This is a genomic window from Shimia isoporae (assembly GCF_004346865.1).
Classification (GTDB): Bacteria; Pseudomonadota; Alphaproteobacteria; order Rhodobacterales; family Rhodobacteraceae; genus Shimia; species Shimia isoporae.
Genome location: NZ_SMGR01000007.1, coordinates 38,274 through 60,855 on the forward strand (window position 1 = coordinate 38,274; position 22,582 = coordinate 60,855).

22 protein-coding genes, 1 tRNA gene and 1 pseudogene are annotated in these 22,582 nt (G+C 55.8%); 12 read left to right on the top strand and 12 right to left on the bottom strand.

Annotated elements, in window-relative coordinates:
* Window positions 1–45 precede the first annotated feature (45 nt).
* Window positions 46–828 carry an SDR family NAD(P)-dependent oxidoreductase gene (locus tag BXY66_RS20215; protein ID WP_132862226.1) on the top strand — a complete coding sequence of 261 codons (783 nt, stop codon included), beginning with the start codon at window positions 46–48 and terminating at the stop codon, window positions 826–828.
* Window positions 829–830: 2 nt separating this feature from the next.
* Here the strand turns inward: BXY66_RS20215 and BXY66_RS20220 are convergent, their stop codons facing one another.
* From BXY66_RS20220 to BXY66_RS20245, 6 genes are all read right to left on the bottom strand, one after another.
* Window positions 831–1,280 (bottom strand): DUF411 domain-containing protein, encoded by a 450-nt coding sequence (locus BXY66_RS20220; protein WP_132862227.1) that lies wholly within the window; start codon window positions 1,278–1,280, stop codon window positions 831–833.
* A 70-nt stretch (window positions 1,281–1,350) separates the two neighbouring features.
* Window positions 1,351–1,860 (bottom strand): SixA phosphatase family protein, encoded by a 510-nt coding sequence (locus tag BXY66_RS20225; RefSeq protein WP_132862228.1) that lies wholly within the window; start codon window positions 1,858–1,860, stop codon window positions 1,351–1,353.
* On the bottom strand, window positions 1,857–2,513 hold the full coding sequence (locus tag BXY66_RS20230; protein ID WP_132862229.1) for a ferredoxin: 657 nt from the start codon (window positions 2,511–2,513) through the stop codon (window positions 1,857–1,859). Before BXY66_RS20230 ends, BXY66_RS20225 begins: the two co-directional genes overlap by 4 nt.
* Window positions 2,514–2,616: 103 nt before the next feature.
* Window positions 2,617–3,480: an acetylglutamate kinase gene (gene argB / locus BXY66_RS20235; RefSeq protein ID WP_132862230.1), complete on the bottom strand. Its 864-nt coding sequence runs from the start codon at window positions 3,478–3,480 to the stop codon at window positions 2,617–2,619.
* A gap of 200 nt (window positions 3,481–3,680) precedes the next feature.
* Entirely contained in the window at window positions 3,681–4,694 is a 1,014-nt protein-coding gene (locus BXY66_RS20240; RefSeq protein ID WP_132862231.1) for a zinc-binding alcohol dehydrogenase family protein, read from the bottom strand.
* Window positions 4,695–4,752: 58 nt separating this feature from the next.
* Window positions 4,753–5,040 carry a putative quinol monooxygenase gene (locus BXY66_RS20245; RefSeq protein WP_132862232.1) on the bottom strand — a complete coding sequence of 96 codons (288 nt, stop codon included), beginning with the start codon at window positions 5,038–5,040 and terminating at the stop codon, window positions 4,753–4,755.
* A 129-nt stretch (window positions 5,041–5,169) separates the two neighbouring features.
* Between BXY66_RS20245 and BXY66_RS20250 the strand changes: the two genes are divergently transcribed.
* On the top strand, window positions 5,170–5,529 hold the full coding sequence (locus BXY66_RS20250; protein WP_279432509.1) for a winged helix-turn-helix transcriptional regulator: 360 nt from the start codon (window positions 5,170–5,172) through the stop codon (window positions 5,527–5,529).
* A gap of 5 nt (window positions 5,530–5,534) precedes the next feature.
* Here the strand turns inward: BXY66_RS20250 and rnpA are convergent, their stop codons facing one another.
* Window positions 5,535–5,954 (bottom strand): ribonuclease P protein component, encoded by a 420-nt coding sequence (gene rnpA, locus BXY66_RS20255; protein WP_132862233.1) that lies wholly within the window; start codon window positions 5,952–5,954, stop codon window positions 5,535–5,537.
* A gap of 24 nt (window positions 5,955–5,978) precedes the next feature.
* Window positions 5,979–6,113: a 50S ribosomal protein L34 gene (gene rpmH, locus BXY66_RS20260; RefSeq protein ID WP_005980833.1), complete on the bottom strand. Its 135-nt coding sequence runs from the start codon at window positions 6,111–6,113 to the stop codon at window positions 5,979–5,981.
* Between the two features lie 297 nt (window positions 6,114–6,410).
* Between rpmH and BXY66_RS20265 the strand changes: the two genes are divergently transcribed.
* From BXY66_RS20265 to BXY66_RS20280, 4 genes are all read left to right on the top strand, one after another.
* Window positions 6,411–7,142, top strand: coding sequence for a TVP38/TMEM64 family protein (locus BXY66_RS20265; protein ID WP_207911353.1), 732 nt, complete (start codon window positions 6,411–6,413; stop codon window positions 7,140–7,142).
* Window positions 7,142–8,560, top strand: a complete 1,419-nt coding sequence (locus tag BXY66_RS20270; protein WP_132862235.1) for a dihydrolipoyl dehydrogenase family protein — start codon at window positions 7,142–7,144, stop codon at window positions 8,558–8,560. Before BXY66_RS20265 ends, BXY66_RS20270 begins: the two co-directional genes overlap by 1 nt.
* A gap of 16 nt (window positions 8,561–8,576) precedes the next feature.
* On the top strand, window positions 8,577–9,965 hold the full coding sequence (locus tag BXY66_RS20275) for a sensor histidine kinase (RefSeq protein ID WP_132862236.1): 1,389 nt from the start codon (window positions 8,577–8,579) through the stop codon (window positions 9,963–9,965).
* Window positions 9,966–10,024: 59 nt separating this feature from the next.
* A tRNA-Arg gene (locus BXY66_RS20280) sits at window positions 10,025–10,101 on the top strand.
* Window positions 10,102–10,233: 132 nt separating this feature from the next.
* Here the strand turns inward: BXY66_RS20280 and BXY66_RS20285 are convergent.
* On the bottom strand, window positions 10,234–11,157 hold the full coding sequence (locus tag BXY66_RS20285; protein ID WP_165929258.1) for a Stf0 family sulfotransferase: 924 nt from the start codon (window positions 11,155–11,157) through the stop codon (window positions 10,234–10,236).
* Between the two features lie 69 nt (window positions 11,158–11,226).
* Complete coding sequence (locus BXY66_RS20290) at window positions 11,227–13,953, bottom strand: glycosyltransferase (RefSeq protein WP_132862238.1); 2,727 nt, start codon at window positions 13,951–13,953, stop codon at window positions 11,227–11,229.
* Window positions 13,954–14,322: 369 nt separating this feature from the next.
* Between BXY66_RS20290 and BXY66_RS20295 the strand changes: the two genes are divergently transcribed.
* The 3 genes from BXY66_RS20295 (at window position 14,323) to BXY66_RS20305 (ending at window position 19,220) form a co-directional block, all read left to right on the top strand.
* Complete coding sequence (locus BXY66_RS20295; protein WP_132862239.1) at window positions 14,323–15,162, top strand: alpha/beta fold hydrolase; 840 nt, start codon at window positions 14,323–14,325, stop codon at window positions 15,160–15,162.
* A gap of 143 nt (window positions 15,163–15,305) precedes the next feature.
* On the top strand, window positions 15,306–16,853 hold the full coding sequence (locus BXY66_RS20300; RefSeq protein ID WP_132862240.1) for a trimethylamine methyltransferase family protein: 1,548 nt from the start codon (window positions 15,306–15,308) through the stop codon (window positions 16,851–16,853).
* Window positions 16,854–16,970: 117 nt separating this feature from the next.
* Window positions 16,971–19,220, top strand: a complete 2,250-nt coding sequence (locus BXY66_RS20305; RefSeq protein ID WP_132862241.1) for a PAS domain-containing hybrid sensor histidine kinase/response regulator — start codon at window positions 16,971–16,973, stop codon at window positions 19,218–19,220.
* On the opposite strand, the gene BXY66_RS20310 is transcribed toward BXY66_RS20305, so the two are convergent.
* Entirely contained in the window at window positions 19,217–20,143 is a 927-nt protein-coding gene (locus BXY66_RS20310) for a carbohydrate kinase family protein (RefSeq protein ID WP_132862247.1), read from the bottom strand. The genes BXY66_RS20305 and BXY66_RS20310 overlap by 4 nt on opposite strands.
* Window positions 20,144–20,285: 142 nt before the next feature.
* On the opposite strand from BXY66_RS20310, the gene BXY66_RS20315 reads away from it, so the two are divergent.
* From BXY66_RS20315 to BXY66_RS20325, 3 genes are all read left to right on the top strand, one after another.
* Complete coding sequence (locus BXY66_RS20315) at window positions 20,286–20,669, top strand: DUF1801 domain-containing protein (RefSeq protein WP_132862242.1); 384 nt, start codon at window positions 20,286–20,288, stop codon at window positions 20,667–20,669.
* 238 nt (window positions 20,670–20,907) lie between these two features.
* Window positions 20,908–21,177, top strand: coding sequence for a DUF3302 domain-containing protein (locus BXY66_RS20320; protein WP_132862243.1), 270 nt, complete (start codon window positions 20,908–20,910; stop codon window positions 21,175–21,177).
* On the top strand, window positions 21,174–22,301 hold the full coding sequence (locus BXY66_RS20325) for an HlyD family secretion protein (protein ID WP_132862244.1): 1,128 nt from the start codon (window positions 21,174–21,176) through the stop codon (window positions 22,299–22,301). Before BXY66_RS20320 ends, BXY66_RS20325 begins: the two co-directional genes overlap by 4 nt.
* 199 nt (window positions 22,302–22,500) lie before the next feature.
* Here BXY66_RS20325 and BXY66_RS20330 read toward each other — a convergent pair.
* Window positions 22,501–22,582 (bottom strand): annotated as a pseudogene (locus tag BXY66_RS20330) (IS5/IS1182 family transposase); the annotation flags it as partial.

The window sequence follows — 22,582 nt, forward strand, 5'->3', positions numbered from 1 at the left end:
CGGCCTTTGTTTTTAAGTGGATGAGAGTTTTTAAAAGGGTGCGTTATGGCGAAGACGATTTTGATCACTGGTGCGACCGACGGGATCGGGTTTGAGACGGCAAAACTGCTGGTGTCTGAGGGGCACAACGTGCTCGTACACGGGCGCAATGCGGAGAAGCTGGAACGGGTGACAGCAGAGCTTGGTGTGCAGGGCTATCGCGCCGATCTGTCGTCATTTTCTGAGACCGCAGCGCTTGCCGAGGCCGTGAAGGCGGATCACGCGCAGATTGATGTTTTGATCAATAATGCAGGCATTTTGAAGGCCCCGAAGGAGGAAACAGCGGACGGGTTGGACTTGCGGTTTGTTGTGAACACATTGACGCCATACCTGCTGACCAAGGCGCTGTTGGAGGTGATGCCCAGGGACGGGCGGGTGGTGAACCTGTCGTCTGCAGCGCAAGCTCCGGTGGACCTGCGGGCAATGGCGGCCTTCTCGGGGCAGGGGGCAATGGAGGCCTATGCGCAAAGCAAGTTGGCGATCACGATGTGGACCCGTGAATTGGCCGCTGAGTTGCCGGAGGGGCCGCTGATTGTGGCGGTGAATCCGGGTAGTTTGCTGGCGTCCAAAATGGTCAAAGAAGGTTTTGGCGTGGCTGGTAGCGATCTTGGGATCGGGGCGGACATATTGCGCCGCGCGGCATTGTCCGACGAGTTCATCGGCAAATCAGGCGCGTATTTTGACAATGATTCCGGACAGTTCGCCAATCCGCATGGCGACGCCTTAAGCGCTGCCAAATCAGCGGCGGTCCATGACAAAATCAAAGAGTTGGTGGCGCAGTACAGCTGAGATCAGCTGTGGCTGGCGAAGACCTCGGTGCTGCCGTCCTTGCGGATCAGGAGCGTGTCGTAGGGTTCGACTTCGCCTCCCATCTCCATGCCCGGAGAACCGATCGGCATTCCCGGTACAGTCAGGCCAACGGCGTCAGGGCGTTCGGCCAGCAACCGGCGGATGTCGTCGGCGGGCACGTGGCCCTCGATCACGTAGCCGTCTATCATCGCTGTGTGACAGGAGGATGTGTCATCGGTGATTCCGAGTTTGGCCTTGAGCGCCCAGAGGTTTTCGTCCGGGATCGGGTGGCTGTCGACCTTGAAACCGCTTATCCGCAGGTGCTCTTCCCAAGCGCCGCAGCACCCGCAAGTGGGTGACTTCGCGACTTGAATCACTGGGTCGGCTGCTATGGCTGGCAGCGATGCCAATGGGCTGAGCGCGGCGGCGAGCAGAAGGGTGCGACGGTGCATGGCGGAACTCCTCGGTGGTTTTCGAGAGTGTACCGCAAACTGGCGCGGCCGCAATTTGACCTGAGGCAAGTCAGGCGGATTGGTTGTTCAAGACTTCGCGAGGGATGGCGAAGTCAATGACGACTCCTCGGCTAAAATGCACGTCTCCCCACGTGTCTGCCTCAAAAGAAAAAACAGTTGTTGCGCAAGTGGGGTAGTCGAAAAACCTTGGGTGGTCAGGGGCTTGCTTGGCCATCAGTTCGGCAAAGTGACCAATGCCGGGATTGTGGCCGAGCATGAGGACCGTGGCGCCCGTGGCTGTTTGAAGGAAACGCAACATTGTGTCGGCGGAGGCGTGATAAAGCGCGTACTCAAAGCGGGTAGAAGGCGCGGACAGGCCTGAGCGGGTATAGGTTTCGCGGGTGCGTTCTGAGGTCGAGGAGAGCAATTCGTTTGGTAGATATCCTTTTTGGGTCAACCACTTGCCCATTGCCTGTGCCGAGGCACGGCCGCGTTTGTTCAAGGGACGCGCGTGGTCGGATTGCAGCGGGTCGTCCCAGCTTGATTTGGCATGGCGCATCAGAACCAATGTCAGGGTCATGGATGGAAGGCTTTCATATGCAGTGCAGATTGCGCATTCGGACGTTGAGCGGCGGTGCTGAGAGGGCAGGCTCGTCGGGCAATACAGCCTCGGGACATGCAGTCTTGGCCGTTGTCTGTGTCCAGAAAGTCGTGACAAGCGGCCAGATTATACGGAGCGGAGCGTGAAAGCGCCCCAACGGGGCAGGAGGTCACACATGGGGCTTGGCAGGTGTTGCACGGAGAAACTGCCGTGGTTGCCGGCAAAGGCACTGTGAAAGGCAAATGCAGCGCGCCTCGCAGTGAAATCATTAGGCCGACGCGATCGTGCACCATCATGCCAACAGGACTTTGAAAAAAGCGGCCTGTAGACAGCGCCCAAGCAATGAAGGGCGGATAGGGCGGCCCATCTGATGGAAATGATGTCGCAGCGTTCAAAGGCGAGGCCAGTTCGGAGAGAACACGTTTGGACCACCGATCCACAGGGTCGCGCAACCCGTCTAGGTATTCTGAAGCGTTTGTAAAAGTCTCCCAAAAGTCCGGGCCGGTTCCAAACAAAGCGGTTGTGCCGCGCGGTGCGCTTGGGGCGTCGTTGAGTGCACCCATCAAAAGCAGACCGTATTGCTTTGCTTTGCCTTGGAGGTCTTCGATCGTCACCCTATGTGTGGCGCCCATTTTATCACACTCCGGCTTGCGTTGCGTCTGCTGGCTGGCGTCGTGCGATACCGTCCAGCAGAGATCAGAGTGGCGAGGCGGCTGCCGTGTGACAAGAGGGTAATCAATCAGCCCTAATCATTGAGCCGGCACCATGTTCCGTGAACAGCTCCAGAAGACATGCGTTCGGGGCCCGGCCATCAAGAATGACCACAGCTCGAACGCCCTTGTCGATTGCTGCGAGCGCAGTTTCCGTCTTGGGGATCATTCCGCCTGCAATCACACCCTCTGTGGTCAAGTCCTTGATTTGCTGGGCTTTCAGTTCGGTTAAAACCTCCCCATCGGCGTTTTTTACGCCAGCCACATCAGTGAGCAGCAACAGGCGATCAGCTTCGAGGGCACCGGCAATTGCGCCGGCGGCAGTGTCGCCGTTCACGTTGAACGTTTCGCCGTTTTTGCCAGCGCCCAGAGGAGCGATCACGGGAATGGTGTCGTTGGCGAAAAGTTCGTGCAAGAGGGACGCATCCATTTCGGCCGGCGTACCGACAAACCCAAGATCAGGGTTGGTTTGATCGCAGATCATGAGGTTGGCATCTTTGCCGGAAAGACCAACGGCCTTTCCGCCCTGACGGTTTATTGCCTGTACGATGCGCTTATTGACGATACCTGAGAGAACCATTTCAACCACTTCGACCGTGGCCGCGTCGGTGACACGCTTTCCATTCACAAATTCCGATTGGATATCAAGCCGTTCCAGCATCGCATTGATCATCGGTCCACCGCCGTGAACGATCACCGGATTGATGCCAACATGGCGCATCAAAACAACGTCGCGGGCGAAATCATCCATCGCTTCGTCGCTGCCCATGGCATGGCCACCTAGCTTGATCACTACGATTGCGCCGGCATAGCGCTGCAAATACGGCAGGGCTTGCGAAAGTGTGCGGGCGGTGGCGATCCAGTCGCGGTTCATATCTTGCTTCTTCATGCTTGAAACCTCTTTGAAGGAGCGTGTTACCTGCTCTTAAAGAGAGTGCCAAGTCGGTTTGGACGACGCGGGTGTCAAATCGGAAGAAAACTCAAGAAAATTCCCGAATTGGCAGGTCTGCAGAACGTCTGCAAAACGTCGGTATTACGTCGGTGCCGGTAAAAGGCGCGCCGGTGCAGTGACCAGCGCAGCCAAATCGTTCAGAAGCCCTCAAGCACAATTTTGCCCTTGGCGGAGCCGCTTTCGATAACCGCGTGCACTTTCTTGAGTGTGGCAGCGTCAATCTTGCCGGCTACATCGGTCACAGTGGTGCGTAGGGAGCCGGCGTCTACGAGATCGGCGATTTCGTTGAGCAGTGCCCGTTGAGCGTCCATGTCGGCTGTTTCGAAAAGGGAGCGTGTGAACATCATTTCCCAATGCAGGGAGATTGCTTTGAGTTTGAGCGGCATGGCATCGAGACCGCTGGGATCGTCTATCAAGCCGAACCGACCCTGAGGCGCGATAAGTTCGACAATGTCGCTATAGTGGCGGTCTGTCATTGTGGTCGAAAAGACAAAGCCCGGTGCGCCAATGCCTAAATCTGAGACTTGCGCCGCAAGTGGCTGGCGGTGGTCGATCACATGATGTGCGCCGAGGTCTTTGACCCAGTCTTGCGTTTCAGGACGGGAGGCAGTGGCAATGATGGTCATATCGGTCAGCGCACGGAGAAGCTGAATGGTGATCGAGCCAACGCCTCCGGCGCCTCCAATGACAAGGATAGTGTCCCCGCCTTCCGGAGTTGCGTCGCGCACCTTGAGCCGGTCAAAGAGCATTTCCCACGCGGTGATTGCGGTGAGGGGCAGGCCGGCCGCCTCCGCGTCTGTCAGTGAGGCGGGTTTGCGTCCGACAATCCGCTCATCGACAAGATGAAATTCGCTGTTGGTTCCGGGGCGTGCGATTGAGCCCGCATAGAACACCGCGTCGCCGGGTTTGTAGTTGGCAGCGTCAGGGCCGACTGCCTCAACTACTCCGGCGGCGTCATAGCCAAGAACCCACTGGTCCGCGTCGCCGTTGAGGGGACGTTGGCGGACTTTTGTGTCAACGGGGTTCACCGAGACGGCGTTTATTTTGACGAGGATGTCACGTCCTGTTGGGACGGGTTTCTCTATCTCGACATCGACAAGACTGTCCGAGGCGTCGATTGGTCCAGGTGTTCTGAAGGCAACTGCTTTCATGGGGAGTTCTTCCGTTGCTGTGGGACGCCGGTGTCAGCTCGGACACCGGCTTTCCAAGTTAGCCAATATTGGTCATCTCGTGCAGCACAAAGCTGTCTACGGCCCCTTCGGTTGCGGCCATGTAAGCCGCGAGATGCGGTGCGTTCATATGGGTTTGCCAGAGCTCACGACTTTCCCAGTTTTCGAAAAACAGAAAGAGACCGGGATCTTCGTTGTCTTTGTGCAGATCGTAATTGATGCAACCTGCTTCGGCCCGGGTAATATCGATCAGCTTTCGCAATTCGGCTTCTACGAGCGCTTCTTTGCCGGCAGCAGCCTTGATTTGTGCGACTATGGTGAGGGGCATTCTTCACTCCAAGGTTATGGAAAATTGACAGTTCATTTGGTGTGGCAACTATCTACGACTCAGGATAAATATCGCAAGTACGCACCTTTTGGGCATATAGGATCAATTTGGATACCGTAGGGCTGAGACATGGGAAAGATGAACCGCTTTGAGGATTATGACTGCAGCGGCGGCTGTCCGGTTGAGAACGCGCTTGAGCAAATCTCCGGCAAGTGGAAGGGCTTGATAATCTACCATCTGCTGGGCGGCACTCTGCGTTTCAACGAACTGCGCCGGCGACTTGGCACCGTTACGCAGCGCACCTTGACGAAGCAACTTAGAGAGTTGGAAGAGGCCGGCATCCTAACGCGCGAGGTCTATGCCGTGGTTCCCCCAAAGGTCGAGTATTCCCTGACGGAGAAGGGGCAGAAGCTTCAGGCTGTGGTCGAAGGGTTGCACGCGTGGGGGATCGCATTTCCTACTCCACGCGCGGCAGTGGCGGAAGAGTAGCGCCGTTAGCGGTCGGCGTGCAGTTTGCGCAGGGCGTATTTCAGGTCGCTTTGCAGAGTTGTGAAATCGCGGGCTGCGGTTTCTTCTTTTCGGCCGATTAGGACATAATCCCAGCCTGGTTTGCCGAATTCCGGCAAGACAAGTCGCGCGGCCTCGCGCATCCGTCGCTTGGCGCGGTTGCGCGCGACAGCGTTGCCGACCTTTTTCGAGCAGGTAAATCCGATCCGGATTGTGTCGGTGGCGACGCCCTCGGTTTCGCGGCGTTTGCGCGCCTGCACCATCATCGCCTTGGTCCCCTGCTTTCGGGCACGGGCGGCCGCGAGATAGTCGCTACGGTTCTTGAGAACCTCCAGACAAACGGAAACCGCCGGAGACAATGTCCCGTCGGTGGCTGTGCCATCCTTGGGGGTCTCCGGCGGTGTCATTCCGTCAGAACGGTGTCGGTGAGCTTATGCGCTCAGCGACTTGCGGCCGCGTGCGCGGCGTGCGTTCAGGATCTTGCGGCCAGCTTTGGTGGCCATGCGCGCACGGAAGCCGTGGCGGCGTTTACGAACCAGGTTCGAAGGTTGGTAGGTGCGTTTCATCGCTCCGTCTCCGTTTTGTGTGTGAAGGCCCCGGCGACAGATTCGCGGAGCCTGATCTATTCGAAGCCCGGTCTTTAGACCCCCGGGCGAGATAAGTCAAACGGCAGATGGCGGTTTTTGGGGGAAAACGCAAGGGGTAGGCGAAGATTATGCGCCTCTTGGAAAGGGAGCGCTTCTGTTTCACTTTCTCACGAAACGCGACGTCCTCTTCAAGCGCCCGTGAGGAGGCTGTTGTTTTGGCTGTCACTGCCGCATGTATGGACAAAGAACCAAAGAACGGGGCCTGATGTGGCTGATATGACGAACACGGAAAGCAAACCCAGAGCAGGATGGGCGCGGATGCTGCCATTGGCGGTCATTGCCGCCGTTGCGCTGTTGGGAGCGTGGCTGTTGGGAGACTATCTGACGTTTGAAGCGTTGCGAGACAATCGCGAAATGCTGATTGCGTATCGGGATGCTCACTATCTTACGGCTGTTCTTGTTTTTATGAGCATCTACGTTGTCATTGCTGGTTTCTCGTTGCCAGGAGCCACCATTGCGACGCTGACCGGCGGGTTTCTATTCGGCACTTTTCCAGGTGTTTTGTTCAATGTTGGGGCGGCGACATTTGGTGCGACTGTGGTTTTCCTTGCAGCGCGTTGGGGGCTGGGTGAGAAACTCTCGGCCAAAATGGATGCCTCGGAAGGTCGCGTAAAGGCGATCAAAGCAGGCATCGACGAGAATCAATGGTCCATGCTGTTCATCATCCGCCTGGTGCCGCTGGTGCCGTTTTTTGTCGCAAACCTGATTCCCGCGCTGGTTGGAGTGGCGTTGTGGCGGTACGTGATCTCTACCTTTGTGGGCATCATTCCCGGGGCATTGGTCTATACCTCAGTTGGCGCAGGATTGGGTGAGGTGTTCGCACGAGGTGAAACGCCGGACCTTGGCATCATTTTCGAACCGCATGTCCTTTTGCCAATTTTGGGATTGGCGGCTCTGGCAATGTTGCCTGTGGTGCTGAAAACCATTCGCGGCAAGGAAGCGATTTAATGGAAGATATCAAATGTGATTTGCTGGTCATCGGAGCCGGTTCCGGAGGATTGTCCGTTGCTGCAGGGGCTAGCCAAATGGGCGCGAGCGTGGTTCTCCTTGAGGGGCACGAGATGGGCGGCGATTGCCTGAACTTTGGCTGTGTCCCGAGCAAGGCGTTGATTGCCAGTGCAAAGGCAGCTCATTCGCAGCAGACAAGCGGACAGTACGGTGTGGCGGATCAGGTGCCTCAAGTGGACTACGCCGCTGCAAAAGCCCATGTGAAGGACGTTATCGCCCAGATCGCACCGGTTGATAGTCAAGAGCGGTTCGAAGGCTTCGGCGTGAGGGTCATCCGTGAATACGGGGTCTTTGTGAGCCCGCGTGTCGTTGAAGCCGGAGAACACCGCATAACTGCTCGCCGCGTCATTGTGGCGACCGGATCCTCGCCCTTGGTGCCCCCGATCCCTGGCCTGGAGAGTGTGCCCTTTCTAACCAACGAAACGCTTTTTGATTTGACCGAGACTCCAGAGCATTTGTTGATCATTGGTGGCGGGCCGATTGGAATGGAAATGGCGCAGGCCCATCAGCGGCTTGGCATCAGGACGACTGTGGTAGAAGGCGCGAAGGCGCTGGGCAGGGACGACCCGGAGATGGCCGCAATTGTGCTCGAAAACCTGCGCGCGGAAGGTGTGGAGATTGCCGAGGATGCAATGGCCAAGTCGATCAGCGGCGAAGCAGGCCAGATCGCGGTGGAGACGCAGGACGGGCGCAGTTTTACGGGGTCTCATCTCCTTGTGGCGGTCGGGCGGAAGGCGAATGTGGAACGGCTCAATCTGGACGCGGCGGGCATCGAAACCACCAAAACAGGGATAAAAGTGGACTCCACTCTCAAGACAACGAACCGTCGGGTCTACGCAATTGGCGACGTTGCTGGCGGGGCACAGTTTACCCACGTGGCAGGCTATCAGGCCGGAGTGATCATCCGGTCCGCATTGTTCGGGTTGCCAGCGAAGGCGCGCACCGACCACATTCCCTATGCGACCTACACGGATCCGGAATTGGCGCAAATCGGACCCACCGAGGCCGAGGCGCGGGCCATCTACGGCGACAAGCTGACCGTTGCGCGATTTGAAATTGATCATAACGACCGCCTTATCGCGGAGCGCAAGGCAAAGGGCCTGATCAAGGCGATGGTGGTTAAGGGCCGCCCTGTCGGCGTTTCAATTGCGGGACCGCAAGCCGGCGAACTGATCAATCTTTGGGCGCTGGTAATTGCCAACAAGCTCAAGATGGGCGCTGTAGCGGGCATGGTGTCGCCTTACCCGACGGTCGGAGAAATCAACAAGCGTGCTGCTGGGGCCTATTTCTCGCCGCAACTGTTTGATAATCCTAAGGTCAAACGGGTGGTTGGCTTTGTACAACGTTGGCTGCCGTAAATAAGGGCGGGCGCTTATGCTCAACACGCTTTCAGGCCGTTTCCTGATTCTGACCATCATCTTTGTGATGCTGGCGGAGGTGTTGATTTTTGTCCCGTCGATTGCCCGATTCCGCCAAGATTACCTGCTCAGCCGTCTCGAGCGCGCGCAGATTGCGTCGCTGGCTTTGTTGGCAGACGATATGATCGACATGGACCTCGAAGAGGAGCTTTTGCGTAACGCAGAAGTCTACAACGTTGTGTTGCGAAGAAACGAGGTCCGACAGCTGATGTTGTCGAGTCCGATTCCGGATCCGATTGCCGCGACGTATGATATGCGCGATCCGCCGGCGCGGGAGCTGATCCGTGATGCGATGATGCAACTTCTGGACCGCGAAGATCGGGTGATCCGCGTGATCGGTGCGCCGGTACTGGAAGCTGGTTTGCTGATCGAGGTCACCATGGACACCAAGGGGCTGCGCATGGCCATGGTAGATTATGGCGTGCGCATTCTGGTGCTGTCTGCTGTGATTTCGGCAGTCACAGCTTTCTTACTGTTCATCGCCGTACGAGCCATTCTGGTGAAGCCGATCAAGGGCGTCGTTGGGTATATGCAGAGCTACGCTGCGGCGCCTGAGGACGCTCGCCGGATCATCCACCCGACCGCTGGGGTAAGGGAGTTGCGGGAAGCAGAGGAAGCGTTGCAGAGCCTGCAAACTGAGCTCACAGCGTCGCTCAAGCAAAAGGAGCGCCTCGCCCAGCTTGGCGGTGCGGTTGCGAAAGTCAGCCATGACCTGCGAAATATCCTGACGTCCGCGCAGCTGTTCACGGATCGCATCGAAACCAGTGAGGACCCGCTTGTGAGGCGGTTGGCACCAAAGTTGGTGAACTCGATCACGCGGGCGGTCAATTTGTGCGAGAGCACGCTCGCTTTTGGCAAGGCAGAGGAGCCGCCGCCCAGTTTGTGTCGCGTTATGTTGGCAGATCTTGTGAGCGATGTCGTGGACAGCGAACGACTGGCTGTCGGCGAGTTTGACCTGAGTTTTGCCGAAGATATCCCTGCCGGCCTGTCGGTGCGTGCCGACCCGGAGCAGCTTTTTCGCGTGATTTCCAACCTCGTGCGCAACGCGCGTCAGGCCATTGTCGCCGCAGGGCAGCCTGCGGAGATTGCTGTGACGGCGCGGGAAGACGAGGATGCGTGGTTCATTGAGGTGCGCGATACGGGGCCCGGGTTGCCGCCGAAGGCACAGGAACACCTGTTCACGCCGTTTCAAGGGGGGATTCGCAAAGGTGGCTCGGGTTTGGGATTGGCGATTTCTTCAGAACTGGTGCGTGGTCATGGCGGAATGCTGAGCCTGAAGCAGACTGGTTCGGACGGAACATGCTTTGAAATATGCCTCCCGAAGGGGGATGTTGCGGCAATCTGAATTTTCTTTCTTTTTGCCCTTGCGCTCCCTCTGTGTAAGCTCTAAATCCCCCTCACCGCGCTCTGGTAGCTCAGCTGGATAGAGTACTTGACTACGAATCAAGGGGTCGGGGGTTCGAATCCTCCCCAGAGCGCCACTTTCCTTCCGACCATACTGTGATTGACCGCCTCGCGCCGTGCGCAGGTTTGGGCGCGACAACGATTGGGCGTGCGCATAAGACCGTTTACTGCGCAAGCAACGTCGAATTGATGGATGTTTAGGGGGCCGGTTAGTGGCTCTTAAAGGCCCGCTTTACCCGCTGCCATTTCGAACGGGGGGAATTTTTTTCCACGTCGGTTGTGTCGTTTCGATCAACACGGCGCCGTTCTTTCTCCAATTCGGCAAACGCGGGGGCTTTCATAGTGTCTTCGAGAGATTGATAGGTCCAGTCTTCCAACCCGAGATAGTTTGCGGCCCGTGTCGCTAGCTCCATGGCATCCTCGGAAGCGACGACTTTTTTGGTTTTCGGGATGATTTTTTTGGTTTCCGCGCCGGCGAAACCCAAGTTGGTCAGTATGTCCGCCACTCTTTGGGGCGACGAAGTGATTTCGTCATAGGTGGTTTCAACTACTTTGGCGTCGAGTTGGGCCAAGACCTGATGCAAGAAGTCTATCTGCAACAGCGACGTCTGAGACAGCGAAACGATTTGTTGGGCGGAAATCTCTGGGAGGACAGCTTTGTGATCGCGCAGGTCACCCGGGGCGTTCCGCTCGACATCGTTGATGATATGCCCGCGCCTGGTCGCCTGAAGCAGCAACAGAGAAATTGCCCGCTGAACAACGTTCCGAGTGAGGACGATGTAGGATACCTCTTCGAAGAATGTATTCAATTCATTCAGGAATTCGACGGAAAGTGCGACTTGCTCGTTGCGATCCATTGGGAGCGCTTTACCAAAAAAGCGGCTTGCGCAAACCGGAAGGTAGTCACTCATCAGCGTGATACCGTAATTCCCGGATCGGTCACGGGCGGCTTGTAGCGCTTTGAGAAAAAGGTGTGGTGAGCCGCGAAGTTCAGGGCTGACCCGTTGGTTGAGATCGATGAAATTCACGAAGTGTTCGTCGAAGTTCCCCGCGAGGCCAGTGCCGGCCAAACAGCGTTCCAAGAATGTAGTGCCGCTGCGCTGACAACTTAGAATAATCGTGAGGCGGTTCAACTCGGGTCTCCTGTAGAGACGCCGATCTATTGCTTGGGCTAGGGCATGCGCAGGCCGAAAGCCCGTTTTCTAGCTAGACGTTTCCGCCAATTCAAAGTTGCCGTTGTCCAACGAGAAATTCTTGTTGTAGGCCCTATCTTTCCAGTTTTCGGTGTCCCATGTCTTCTTCATATGTTTGACTTCGGCCTGAAACCGTTTGATCGTCTCGGGTCTGTTGTCGCTGCCGCGGCTCAGGGACTCGTGGTGGAAAAGTTCGGCATAGGGCGTCCAGCAGTTCCGGTAGCCGGCACGGTCCACCTTGAGGCAGAGATCGATGTCGTTGAAGGCAACTGTCAAGTTGGTCTCGTCCAATCCACCGACTTCCTCGAAGGTCTCGCGGCGCATCACCATACATGCAGCTGTTACCGCCGTGTACTCCTGACGTAGGACCAGGCGCCCGAAATAGCCGAGTTCGTCGCGTGCGCGAAACAGATGAGCGTGCCCTGCAACGCCTCCCTGGCCGATCAACACTCCAGCATGTTGAATCCGGCCATCCGGATAATAGAGCTTTGCGCCGACACAGCCGGTTTTAGGGCGCATCGCCAGCGCGACCATCTCGCTCAGCCAGTCCTCCGAGATGACTTCCACATCATTGTTTATCAGACAAACCAGCGGTGTGCCGCATTCTGCGACGGCCGCGTTGTTCAACGCGGAATAATTGAAGGGCCGCGTGTCTTTTCTGATGGTAACGCGCGGTTCGTTTTCCAAGCTATCGAACCATTCCTGAGTGGCTGGTTCGATGCTACCATTGTCCACGATCATTATCGTGAAATCCGGATAGGTCGTTTTCTCCAGAATGCTCTCCACGGCGACTTTGCTGACTTCCGCCTTGTCCCGCATCGGCATGATCAAAGTGATGGGAGGCTGTTCGGCAACTTCGTCCCACCGAGGGCGATATGTGAATGGCAATGGCCCCATTTCAACCGGGATCTGTTGTCCATGGGTTTGTTCCAGATGGTTCTCAAGAGCGCGCCTGCCAGCCTCGTTTGCGCATGGTTTGGCGACAACGGACGCAGCGGTGCTGCCAAGAGCGGCACGCCGGTGATAAAGTATCTTGGGTATGTGATGGATCTCTTCGTCCTTCATAGCGCCGATTGCGCGCAGAAGCATGTCGTAGTCCTGTGCGCCTTCAAAAGAAGTCTTCAGGGCTCCCACTGTGCGGATCACATCGGTGCTGAACACGCTCAAGTGGGAAATGTAGTTGATGGAGTAGAGAAGGTCCCGGTTCCAGTCCGGCTTGAAATGAGGTTCATAGCGCGTGCCGTCGGTTTGAACCTTGTCCTCATCTGTGTAGATGAGTTTTGCGTCTGGGTGCGACCCCAAGATTTCGGCAACATTCAAGAGCGCGTCCTGGTGCAAGAGATCGTCGTGATCCATGAACGCCACAAATGGGGCAGTCACGATTTCCAGAGCGGAGTTGGTCGCCTCCGAGATATGGCCATTTTCGTCCCGCAAGACCAACTTGAAACGACCATCCTCTTCAGCGAAACGATTCAGAATTTCGCGAATTTTGGGATTGGTCGAGTTGTCATCGGCGATGCAAGCTTCCCATGCTGAATAACTCTGGCACCGAATGGACTCCAGTGTCTCTTCAAGAAGAACCGGATCAGGATCGTAGACAGGCATGACAATTGCAAACGCCGGAGACCCTTTGGAGACCAATGCGTTTGCCCGCTCCTCTATGTGGGCGGCCTGTTCGTCTCGTTCGTTTTGCCAACTTTCGACAATTGAAGGATAGTCAATGTAACCGGCTTGCTCTGTTCGTGTAATACGGGGCGATCGTTTGGGGTCTCGCTTTTGAGCGGATCGCCTGAAACGATGCCTGGTACGTTCTGACAAGGATTCAAGGTCGGACAACTTCTGTAGCAGCTTGAAAATAAACAGTTTTTTAAGTTGCTTGAGCGGGTATTCGCGCGCCGTTTGAAGGTCGCTCAGGAGAACTTTTTGTTCTTCCGCGGCAAAATGGAGGTTCCTTTGCAGGTCACGCTTTTCGCGTTCGGTTTCTTGAAGTTTTTGTTCTAGCGCAAATCGCGCTATTGCGTCTTTTTGCTGTGCGCCAGCCTTTTTTTGCCGTTCCAGCGTTTTGCCAAAGTGCGCGCCATGCGTCGCAAAGAAGTCCAATATTGCATCATGTCCACTGGGTTGGCGGCTCAGAGACAGTAAGTCAGTAATTGCGTCTGGATACTCCGAACCAAGGAACAGAACCCCGAGTCCGCCCGCGTGCTTGAAGCTGATGTGCGGATACTCCGGTCTAATCTCTTGCCAGAATTGATCTTCACCGAAGTCTTGTTCGTGGACTTCGATGTCCCGGACGAGAACAATGGCATTTGCGGAAAGCTTCGTTTTCCATTTCTCAAATGTGTTCTTTAAATCCTCGTATTCCCGTGGCCGGTTCAGGTGCAAAAGGTCGACGCTGCGGTCTTCAAAATCGGCGAGCGCATCGTCAAATGGCTTGTCAACAACGGAACTGAAAGAGGAAAAAGCAGCGTTACCCTTCAAGAGAGTTTCGTGTGCCGTGTCGTCGGGCCGATCACTTTTGGTCCATGCGGTGATTGCCGAGCACATGGTCGCCACTTTTGCGTTTGCCACGGCCTCGCACATTGCAAGATAGGAGAGCCCACTTTGTGTTCCCAATTCCACAATGCTCTTGGGTTGCATCGCCGAAACGAGCCACATGATAAACGGACCGTGTTCAAGCCGCATTGTAGGTTCGCCGCCGTAGCTCGGGTAAACCAAAGGACTGCCGAGAAACTTCATGAATTAATAGTCCGTATTTCGCAAACTTACTTTCGAACCTAGTAGTCAAATATTTTTTGAAGGTACAGGGGTGAGTGGTTGCTTTAATCATCCAATTGGCCAATGGAAAACGCCGCGCAAACTGTTTGGGTACAAGAGATCAATGTGGCTCTGCGCCAGCGCACCAAACGAAAGCCCGTCCGCACCTTTCACGCCAAGCCTGCAGTGCAGAAACCATCCCGCGGCACATTGGAGGCGGACTTTGCGAAATGGGCGAGGTTCAGTCTTTTGTCTGTCTTAGACACGTCGTCGCTTTGCTTGTTTCCATTCGCAGCCCGTGCGTAAGGTCTCAGGAAAGAGACTATCAACACAGAAAAGGGATCGGCATTCATGCACCTTAACGTCAATGGGACGAATATTTTTTTTGATGTGGTTGGATCCAAGCTTTTGCCGGTCGGAGACGAAATGGTTGAACGTCCGACAATGCTGGTTCTGCACGGCGGACCAGGATTTGACCACTCGACATTGCGCCCGCATTTTGACCGCTATGCTGATGCCTTTCAGGTAATTTACATCGATCACAGAGCCAACGGGCGATCTGAAGGCGATATCAAGGATTGTAGCCTCGACCAGTGGGCGGATGACATCGCTGCCTTTTGCGAAGCTTTGAGAATCGAGCGGCCAGTTGTTTTTGGTCAGTCTTTTGGCGGGATGGTGGCTATGCACTACGCGTCGCGCCATCCCGACGGGTCCAGCAAGCTGGTTCTCTCGTCGACCGCTGCCTGTTTTCTCATGGAAGAAACCGAAAAGATGATGGCGCATCTGGGCGGAAAGCATGCAGCGGAACTGGCGCGCGAGTTTTTCACCAACCCATCAGTGGAAGTTCACGAGGAGTATGCGCGTGTTTGCTTGCCGCTCTATTCCCAAACACCGCCAGAGGAAGGTTCTGACTTTCGCGGGCGTGCGATTAGCCGACCAGAAATCGGTGTGCATTTCTTTGCCAACGAAATGATGGAAATGGACTTACGCGGGGGGATATCGGCCGTTTCCTGCCCCACGTTGGTGTTAGGCGGTCAATTGGACCCGGTCACACCTCCGCAGTGTTCCGAGGATATTGCCAATGCCATCGGTGAAAACGCTCAGCTGACAATGTTCGATGGCTGCGGCCACGGCGTTCACAGAGACCAGCCGGACGCAGCTGAAAAGGTCATGCGGGCGTTTCTAGAATAAGTATTAGCTTTGTGGGCATTCCCTGGGTTTTGGGCATTGTGGGCCATGTCGTTTCCTGCAACGCCGCTTCGCAAACAGGGAAAACAATGCACTTTGCGCTCGCTAGCCTCATCGAAACACTCTGACGATTGAGGGAGAGGCCTATGGCTTTGGACAACCGCCGCCGGTCTGGTGGGCGCAGTGCGAGACGTGCGGCGCGGATGGCTCATGATTTCACAATGCTTCCGGGGCTGACCAATCGTTTGCCGCTTTGCGAGGTGATGGATGCAGCGCAGGTCGAACGGATCGACGCCGCGTCGATGGATATCCTGGAGAACGTCGGAGTCGTGTTTCGTGATGACATCGCTCTTGCGGACTGGCGCAATGCCGGGGCGAAGGTTGAGGGGGAGACGGTTTTTCTGGATCGCGGATTGGTACGTGAACTGATCCAAACCATCCCTGAGACCTTCACGTACCACGCCCGCAATCCGGCCAATAATGTCGATCTCGGTGGAAACAAGTCGGTCTTTGTGCCGATGACAGGCGCGCCGTATCTGCGAGATTTGGACGATGTCCGGCGTAACCCGACGTTGGATGACCTCGCAATGTTCCATAAGCTGAGCCACATGATGCCAGCGATGCATAGCTCCGCGCATCATATCGTCGAGCCCTATGATCACCCAATCAGTCAGCGCCATTTGCGTATCACGTATTCCTCGATGAAATACTCCGACAAGATGTTCATGGGGATGACGACAAGTCCGAAGAATGCGGAAGACGTACTGGATATGTGCGCGATCCTGTTTGGTGAGACGTTCTTAGAAACCCACCCTGTCGTTACTGGAAACTGTAATGGCAATTCACCGCTTGTGTGGGATGAAACCATGTTGGGTGCAATGCGGGCGTTTTGCCGGCGCAATCAGCCGGTTTTGTGCTCACCTTTTGTGTTGGGCGGTGCAAATACCCCTGCGAGTGTTGCTGCGTCGGTCGCACAACTCAATGCCGAAGCGTTGAGTGCTTTGGCCTATACTCAGGTCATTCGGAAAGGCGCGCCCGCGATCTATGGGCACTACCTGTCGACCGTGAGCATGAAGAGCGGCGCCCCTATGGCGGGGACACCTGAAATCAGCCTGATGAATTTCATGATCGGTCAGATGGCGCGGCACTACGGGGTGCCGTGGAGAACTTCGAATACCTTGGGTGGGGCAAAGACATTTGACGCTCAGGCCGGATACGAGAGCGCCACCACCTTGAGTGCCGTGATGCATGCGGGCGCAAACTATATCTGGCATAGCGCTGGTTGGAACGAGGCCGGAATGCACTGTTCGGTGGCGAAATTCATCGTAGATTCGGAGCAATGCGCGATGGCTTATCGTATGGCCGAAGGGATCAATTGGAGTGACTTTGGCGAGGCGCTGGCGGCGGTGCCTGACATAGGGCCGGGGGGACACTATCTCGGGCACCCACACACGCAGGAGAACTTTCAGAGCGCGTTTTTCATGCCAGAGATGTTCGACAATAACTCGATCGAGCAATGGGCGGCAGAAGGCAGCATCGAAATCACAGAGCGCGCCCTCAACCACGCGCGGCAATTGCTAAAGGCATACGAGGAACCCAAATTGGATGCCGGCGTGAATGAAGCGTTGCTGGACTATATTGCCAGACGCGAGCGGGAAATTCCGGCAGCGGACGCTCTCAATCAGGATTATTGAGCGGGCAAATCGGCCGCCCGTGTTCGGCCGGCCAAAAAGTTTGTGAACGAATTCTCAATACTCTTGAGGTCTAGACAGAAGGGAATGTTAACCTCCAATCAGAGATTCTGATCCGCGATGAGTCCCAAGACTATGTCAGACGGCGCCCCGCGCTCAATACAGGACGCGATCATTGCCACCCGACGCGAAAAAGAGCGGATCGACGTGTATGTGACCGATCGGTTGCAACGCACAAAAGTACGCATTTTGCTTTATGTTTTTGGGTGCGCGCTGGGCTACATTGCGATGGGGCCGTGGCTGACCGCGGCAGCCTTTGCATTGCTTGTGGTGTCTGACCTTGTGGACGTTTTCCTGCTTTGGAAATTCGTCCGGCCTCTGGCCATTGCCGGCAAAACCAAGCGTGCACAACGGATCGCGTATTGGGGTGGCGTCACACAGGGTGCGGGGTTTGCACTTGCGCCTTCTTTCTACTTTTTCACTGTGGAGCAGCCGGACATTATCTTTGTGGTAGGTTGTCTTGGCCTCGGTGCGGTAAATTCGGCCATTGTTCTGCCGCAGAACCCCAAAATCGGGATCACCCGTTTGGTGATTTATGGTTTAACACCCATTGTGATGGTTGTTGCACAGCACGTTTTCTTTGGTTCTTGGAACCCTGTGGTCATCAATAATCCGGCAATCATCATGTTGCTGGGCTGTATGCTTTACATGACGGTGACTTTCACCAAGGCAGGTATGGTCAACTACGATACAAATCGGGCGCTTTACCGCAGTCGGGAAGACCTCAAAGTCGCGAATGCGCATATGGCGCGGCAACAGGCAGAAATGCGTAGACTGTCGCAAGTTGCGCAACGCGCCAACGACACAGTGATTATTACCGACAAGGACCGTCGGATTGTCTGGGTGAATGATGCGTTCACACAGCATTCAGGATATTCGAGCGAAGAGGCTATTGGACAGAACGTCGCCGAGTTGATGACGCAGAACGATCCCGAAATTCTTGCGAACAATGCGATCGACCAAGCTGTCGCACGCGGCGAGAGTTTCCGCGGAGAAGTTGAAAGCATGCACAAATCCGGCCATCGCTACTGGCTGGACATCAACCTGTTCCCTATCCGCGACGAAGACGGTGAGCTGGAATTCTTTGTCACCATCGAACGGGATGTGACTGAGGCCAAGGAACTGGCGAAAGAAATGGCAGAGGCGCGGGCGCAGGCTGAAATGGGAGCCCGTGCCAAGGCCGAATTTCTCGCCAACATGAGCCACGAAATCCGCACTCCGCTGACCGGCGTTATGGGAATGGCCGATCTTTTGGCCGACACCCAACTGGATGCGGAGCAGCAGCGTTTTGCTGATACCATTCGCGGGTCTTCTATGTCACTGATGGCGATCATCAACGACATTCTGGATCTATCTAAACTGGACGCGGGATTGATGGAAATGAACCCCGTCGTCTTTTCTCCGGTTTGCTGTTTCCGAGAGACGCTCGATCTGCTTGAGCCGATGGCACAGTCCAAGGGGTTGGAGCTAAAGCTTGAAGTGGGCGAGGGGGTGCCGGATCGTGCGCTTGCCGACGACGGACGCATTCGACAGGTGGCGACAAACATAATCGGCAACGCGATTAAGTTCACCGAAGCGGGAAGCGTCACGCTGCGGCTGGAGGCCCCTAGCGACACCCGATTGACGTTCTCTGTGCAAGACACAGGCATTGGCATTCCGCCTGAAAAGCTCGAAAGCATCTTTGACCACTTCACGCAGGCTGAGGCGTCTACCACGCGTCGGTTTGGCGGAAGCGGCCTCGGATTGTCTATCTCGCGTCACATTGTCGGAATAATGGGCGGCGAAATCACAGTTGAATCAGTGGTTGGTAGTGGATCGATCTTCCGGGTGACTCTGGATATCGAGAAACCTGACTTTGGCGCCGTCCGCGTTGAGGAACGCGCGCAGTCAACACCTGAGGAAGGGCCCATCCAATTGAAAGAAGGGCTGTCTATCCTGATCGCGGAAGACAACCAGACAAACCGCTTTCTTCTTGGGAAATACTTGAAAGAACAGCCCATTTCCCTGGATTTTGCGGTTGATGGCGTTGAGGCTTTGGAGAAAGTCGCGGATCACGATTTCGACTTGATCTTTATGGATATGAGCATGCCGCGGATGGGGGGAGTTCAAGCGACGCGAGAAATCCGGATGTTACCCAAGTCTCAGCCAACGATCGTCGCGTTGACCGCGCATGCCTTTGAAGAAGAGCGTCTGGCTTGCCTGGCTGCTGGTATGGATGATTTCCTGACCAAGCCCATCCGCAAAGCAGAGTTGCTCGGCTGGATTGCAGCCTTCCAAAATGGGAAAAAGCCCGGCGCCGAAGCGGCCTAATTCAACTCTTCACGCCACGGGGGATTGGCACCCGCGCGGCTTACGGTGACTGCAGCGACCTGTGCCCCAAATGCCAAAGCTGATTTGGTCTCGGCAAGTGTCGATGTTGCGAAAGATTTTGGAGAAAGACGTTTGATTTCATCTAGATGTGCGAGAAATCCCGCATTGAACGTGTCGCCCGCGCCAACCGTGTCGACAACATTTGTTGTCGGGGCTGGAACGGTGAAATGACCGTCTTGCATGATGGCGGTTGCGCCTTGGGCGCCTTGGGTCACGATCACAAGAGAGGGCCCTTTCGCAAGTATGGCCCGCGCCTGCGAAACTATCGTATCGGCGGAAGGTTCGAGCCACGCGAGATCTTCATCTGACGTTTTAACGATGTCACTCAAGGCCATCATTCCGTTTAGGCGGGCCCGAAAACGGCGTTCGTCGGAAATGAAGTCCGGGCGTATGTTGGGGTCAAGCATTACCAGACGCTGCCCGCTTTCTCGCTTGAGCAGCGCCGCATATGTGTCGGCCGCAGGTTCCGCAGCGAGACTAATGCCACCAAAGTATAAAGCCTGAATGCTGTCAGGTATCGCTGGTAGGTCGTCCGGGCCGATCATGCGCCCTGCAGAATTTTCATCGTAAAATGAGTAGGTTGCGCTACCATTGGTTAGGTGAACCATTGCAAGGGTCGTCAAGCGGTCGGACCGGATCAGATGATCTGTGTTGACGTTGCTTGCCGTCAGATCCTTGCAGAGTTGTTGCCCGAACTTGTCAGTGCTGACTCCGCTGAGGAACCCGACATCCGCGCCAAGTCGACCGAGCGCAATCGCAGTATTGAAGACGGAACCGCCAGAATGAGGTGAAAACGCTGCGGAGCCATCGGTTGAGGCAGTCGGTATCATGTCGATAAGGGCTTCGCCGCAGCAGAGGATCATGTCGGGGCCTTCCAGATTGATGTGCGCGGCGTACGGTGGCACGAGGGTCAAAGTCGGTCAATTGTCAGGCTGCAAAGCGTCGGTTTTCTATCGGTATTGTGTCGGTCTAGATTAGTCTGGCGCATCGGAGGGCCTTGGCGGCATGGCAGACGGAAAATTTGGCAGTTTTGCAGACCTTGAGGCTCTTGCCGAAAATGAGGTGCGTCCGCTTATGGCCGCCTTGAGGGGGGTCATTCTGGCTGTGCACCCTGACGCAGTCGAAGTGGTGCGACTTGGTGATCGGGCAGCGACCTATGGTGTGGGCCCCAAGAAGATGAGCGAAGGCTACTGCTATGTGATGCCGCAGAAGGCTTGGGTGAACCTCGGGTTTTATCACGGTGTTTCTCTGCGTGACCCGGATGTGCTGCTTGAAGGGACAGGAAAGCGCTTGCGTCACGTCAAACTGCACGACACCGACGGCTGTTTTTCCCCAGAGGTGCGCACCCTGATCGAAGCCGCCTTGGCAGAGCGTAAGGCAGCGTTTTGAGCCCTTTCCGACCAATGCTGCGCGAGATACGAACGGCAGTAACGCGCAAAGCGGGAGTTTGCAAAGATCGACGAACGGTCCATGCTGGTCGATCGTCGGGTCAGGCCAACGCAAGGCAACTGAAATCTTGACCCAACAAGTCACGCCTGCGCAGTATTCTTAGGATAAGTGCCTTCGAACTCCAATTTTCCAACAAGCGTTCAGCTCTGCGCCTCGTGTAACTTGGAAGGACAACTCTTTGAGTGGATTAGATATTTTCGCGTGGATTGTTTTGATTGTTTTGGTGGTTACGGCCATCGCTGTGTTTATTACCCTCGCTATGCTGCCAGGGAAAATCGCAGCGCAGCGACAACATCCATATGATGAAGCGATCAATGTGGCCGGATGGCTCGGGGCTTTTTTGGGCGGCGTGCTTTGGCCAATCGCTTTGATCTGGGCGTTCACGCACAAGCCTTCGGAAGAGGCTGCCGAAGGTGACAATCCGACCGGCAAAGAGGCGCAATCATGATTGTTTTTATGACGTTGGCCTATGTTGCCGTCCTGTTTGTTTTGATCAAGGTAAAGGTTCTGCCCAACACCAAGACCACGTGGCTTTCGACCGTCGTGTGGGTGGTGGTGCTCTTCATCTTTCTCTTCATTCCGATGCAGTGGGGGGCGCCCTCTGGTCCAGTAAAGGTCCAGATGCGCGTGGTTCAAATTTTGCCCAACGTAAGTGGTGAAGTGACGAACGTTGCGGTTGAAGCCAATACGCCATTGAAGGCCGGTGATGTGCTCTTTGAGATTGACCCAGAGCCATATGAGATCGCCGTCGCTTCAGCCAAGGCGACCCTTGCGCGGGCGGAAGCGCAGGGGGTGCAGGATCAGGCCAATCTGGCAGCAGCCGAAGCGCAGCTTCGGCAGGCGGAGGCACAACAAGCCCTGGCAGCCCGTCTCTATCGTGATGACGAAGAGTTGGTCAAAAGTGGGACGATTTCAGAACAGCGCTTGGAGCAACGACAAGCAGAACTTGATGCCGCCATTGGCGCAGTGGAGCAATCGCAAGCCGCCGTGGCACGCGCCATGATTGAAGTGAATGCGGTCACTGAAGACGGAACTCTCGCCAAGATTGCCGAAGCACAGGCTGGTCTGAGGCAGGCCCAATGGAACTTGAAAGAGACCAAGATCCGCGCACCTTCGGACGGGTATGTCACCAATCTGGCGCTGACCGTGGGCCAAAGGGTTACAAACCTGCCGCTGGCGCCAGCCATGGCATTTGTGGATACCAGCGAAAAGGGGCTGGTTGCGGAGGTGCATCAAATCTATCGCCGCCACATCGAGATCGGGCAACCCGTGGAAATGGCGTTCAAGACCTTGCCCGGGACGCTCGTTACGGGAACGGTCGAACAACTTCTCGATATTTCAGCTCAAGGTCAGGCTGCTGTGACCGGCAATGTTGCGGCAGCAGGCCAAACACAGGCCGAGCCCTTTTTGCTGCGGATCAAACTGGATAATCCCGACAACGAAGCATTGCTTCCCGCTGGTGCGGCAGGCACTTTTGCCATCTACACAAACAGCGTCGCGGCAACCCATGTGATCCGGAAAGTCATGCTGCGGATGACATCGATAGTGAATTACATCAATCCGGCACTATAAAGCGGCGCGTCTGGGACGTGCTCCAATGAGTGAATAAAAGCAGACTGTTCCAGACGGTTCCTCCGATGTAACTTATTTGACCACCGTTGGCGGCATCTTGTTGGGGGTCGGAGTTGTCACCTGTAGGCGGCCTGACGAACGGTTTTTGTAGATCAAGCTCGAAACTGGCTCAGGTTTCTCAGCGACCTAGGCTCAGGACTCATAACCAGTAAATGACAAGGGCTGCCAACGCGATTGCCGACAGGAAGACCTTTGGGCACCTGTCGTATCGAGTAGCCACC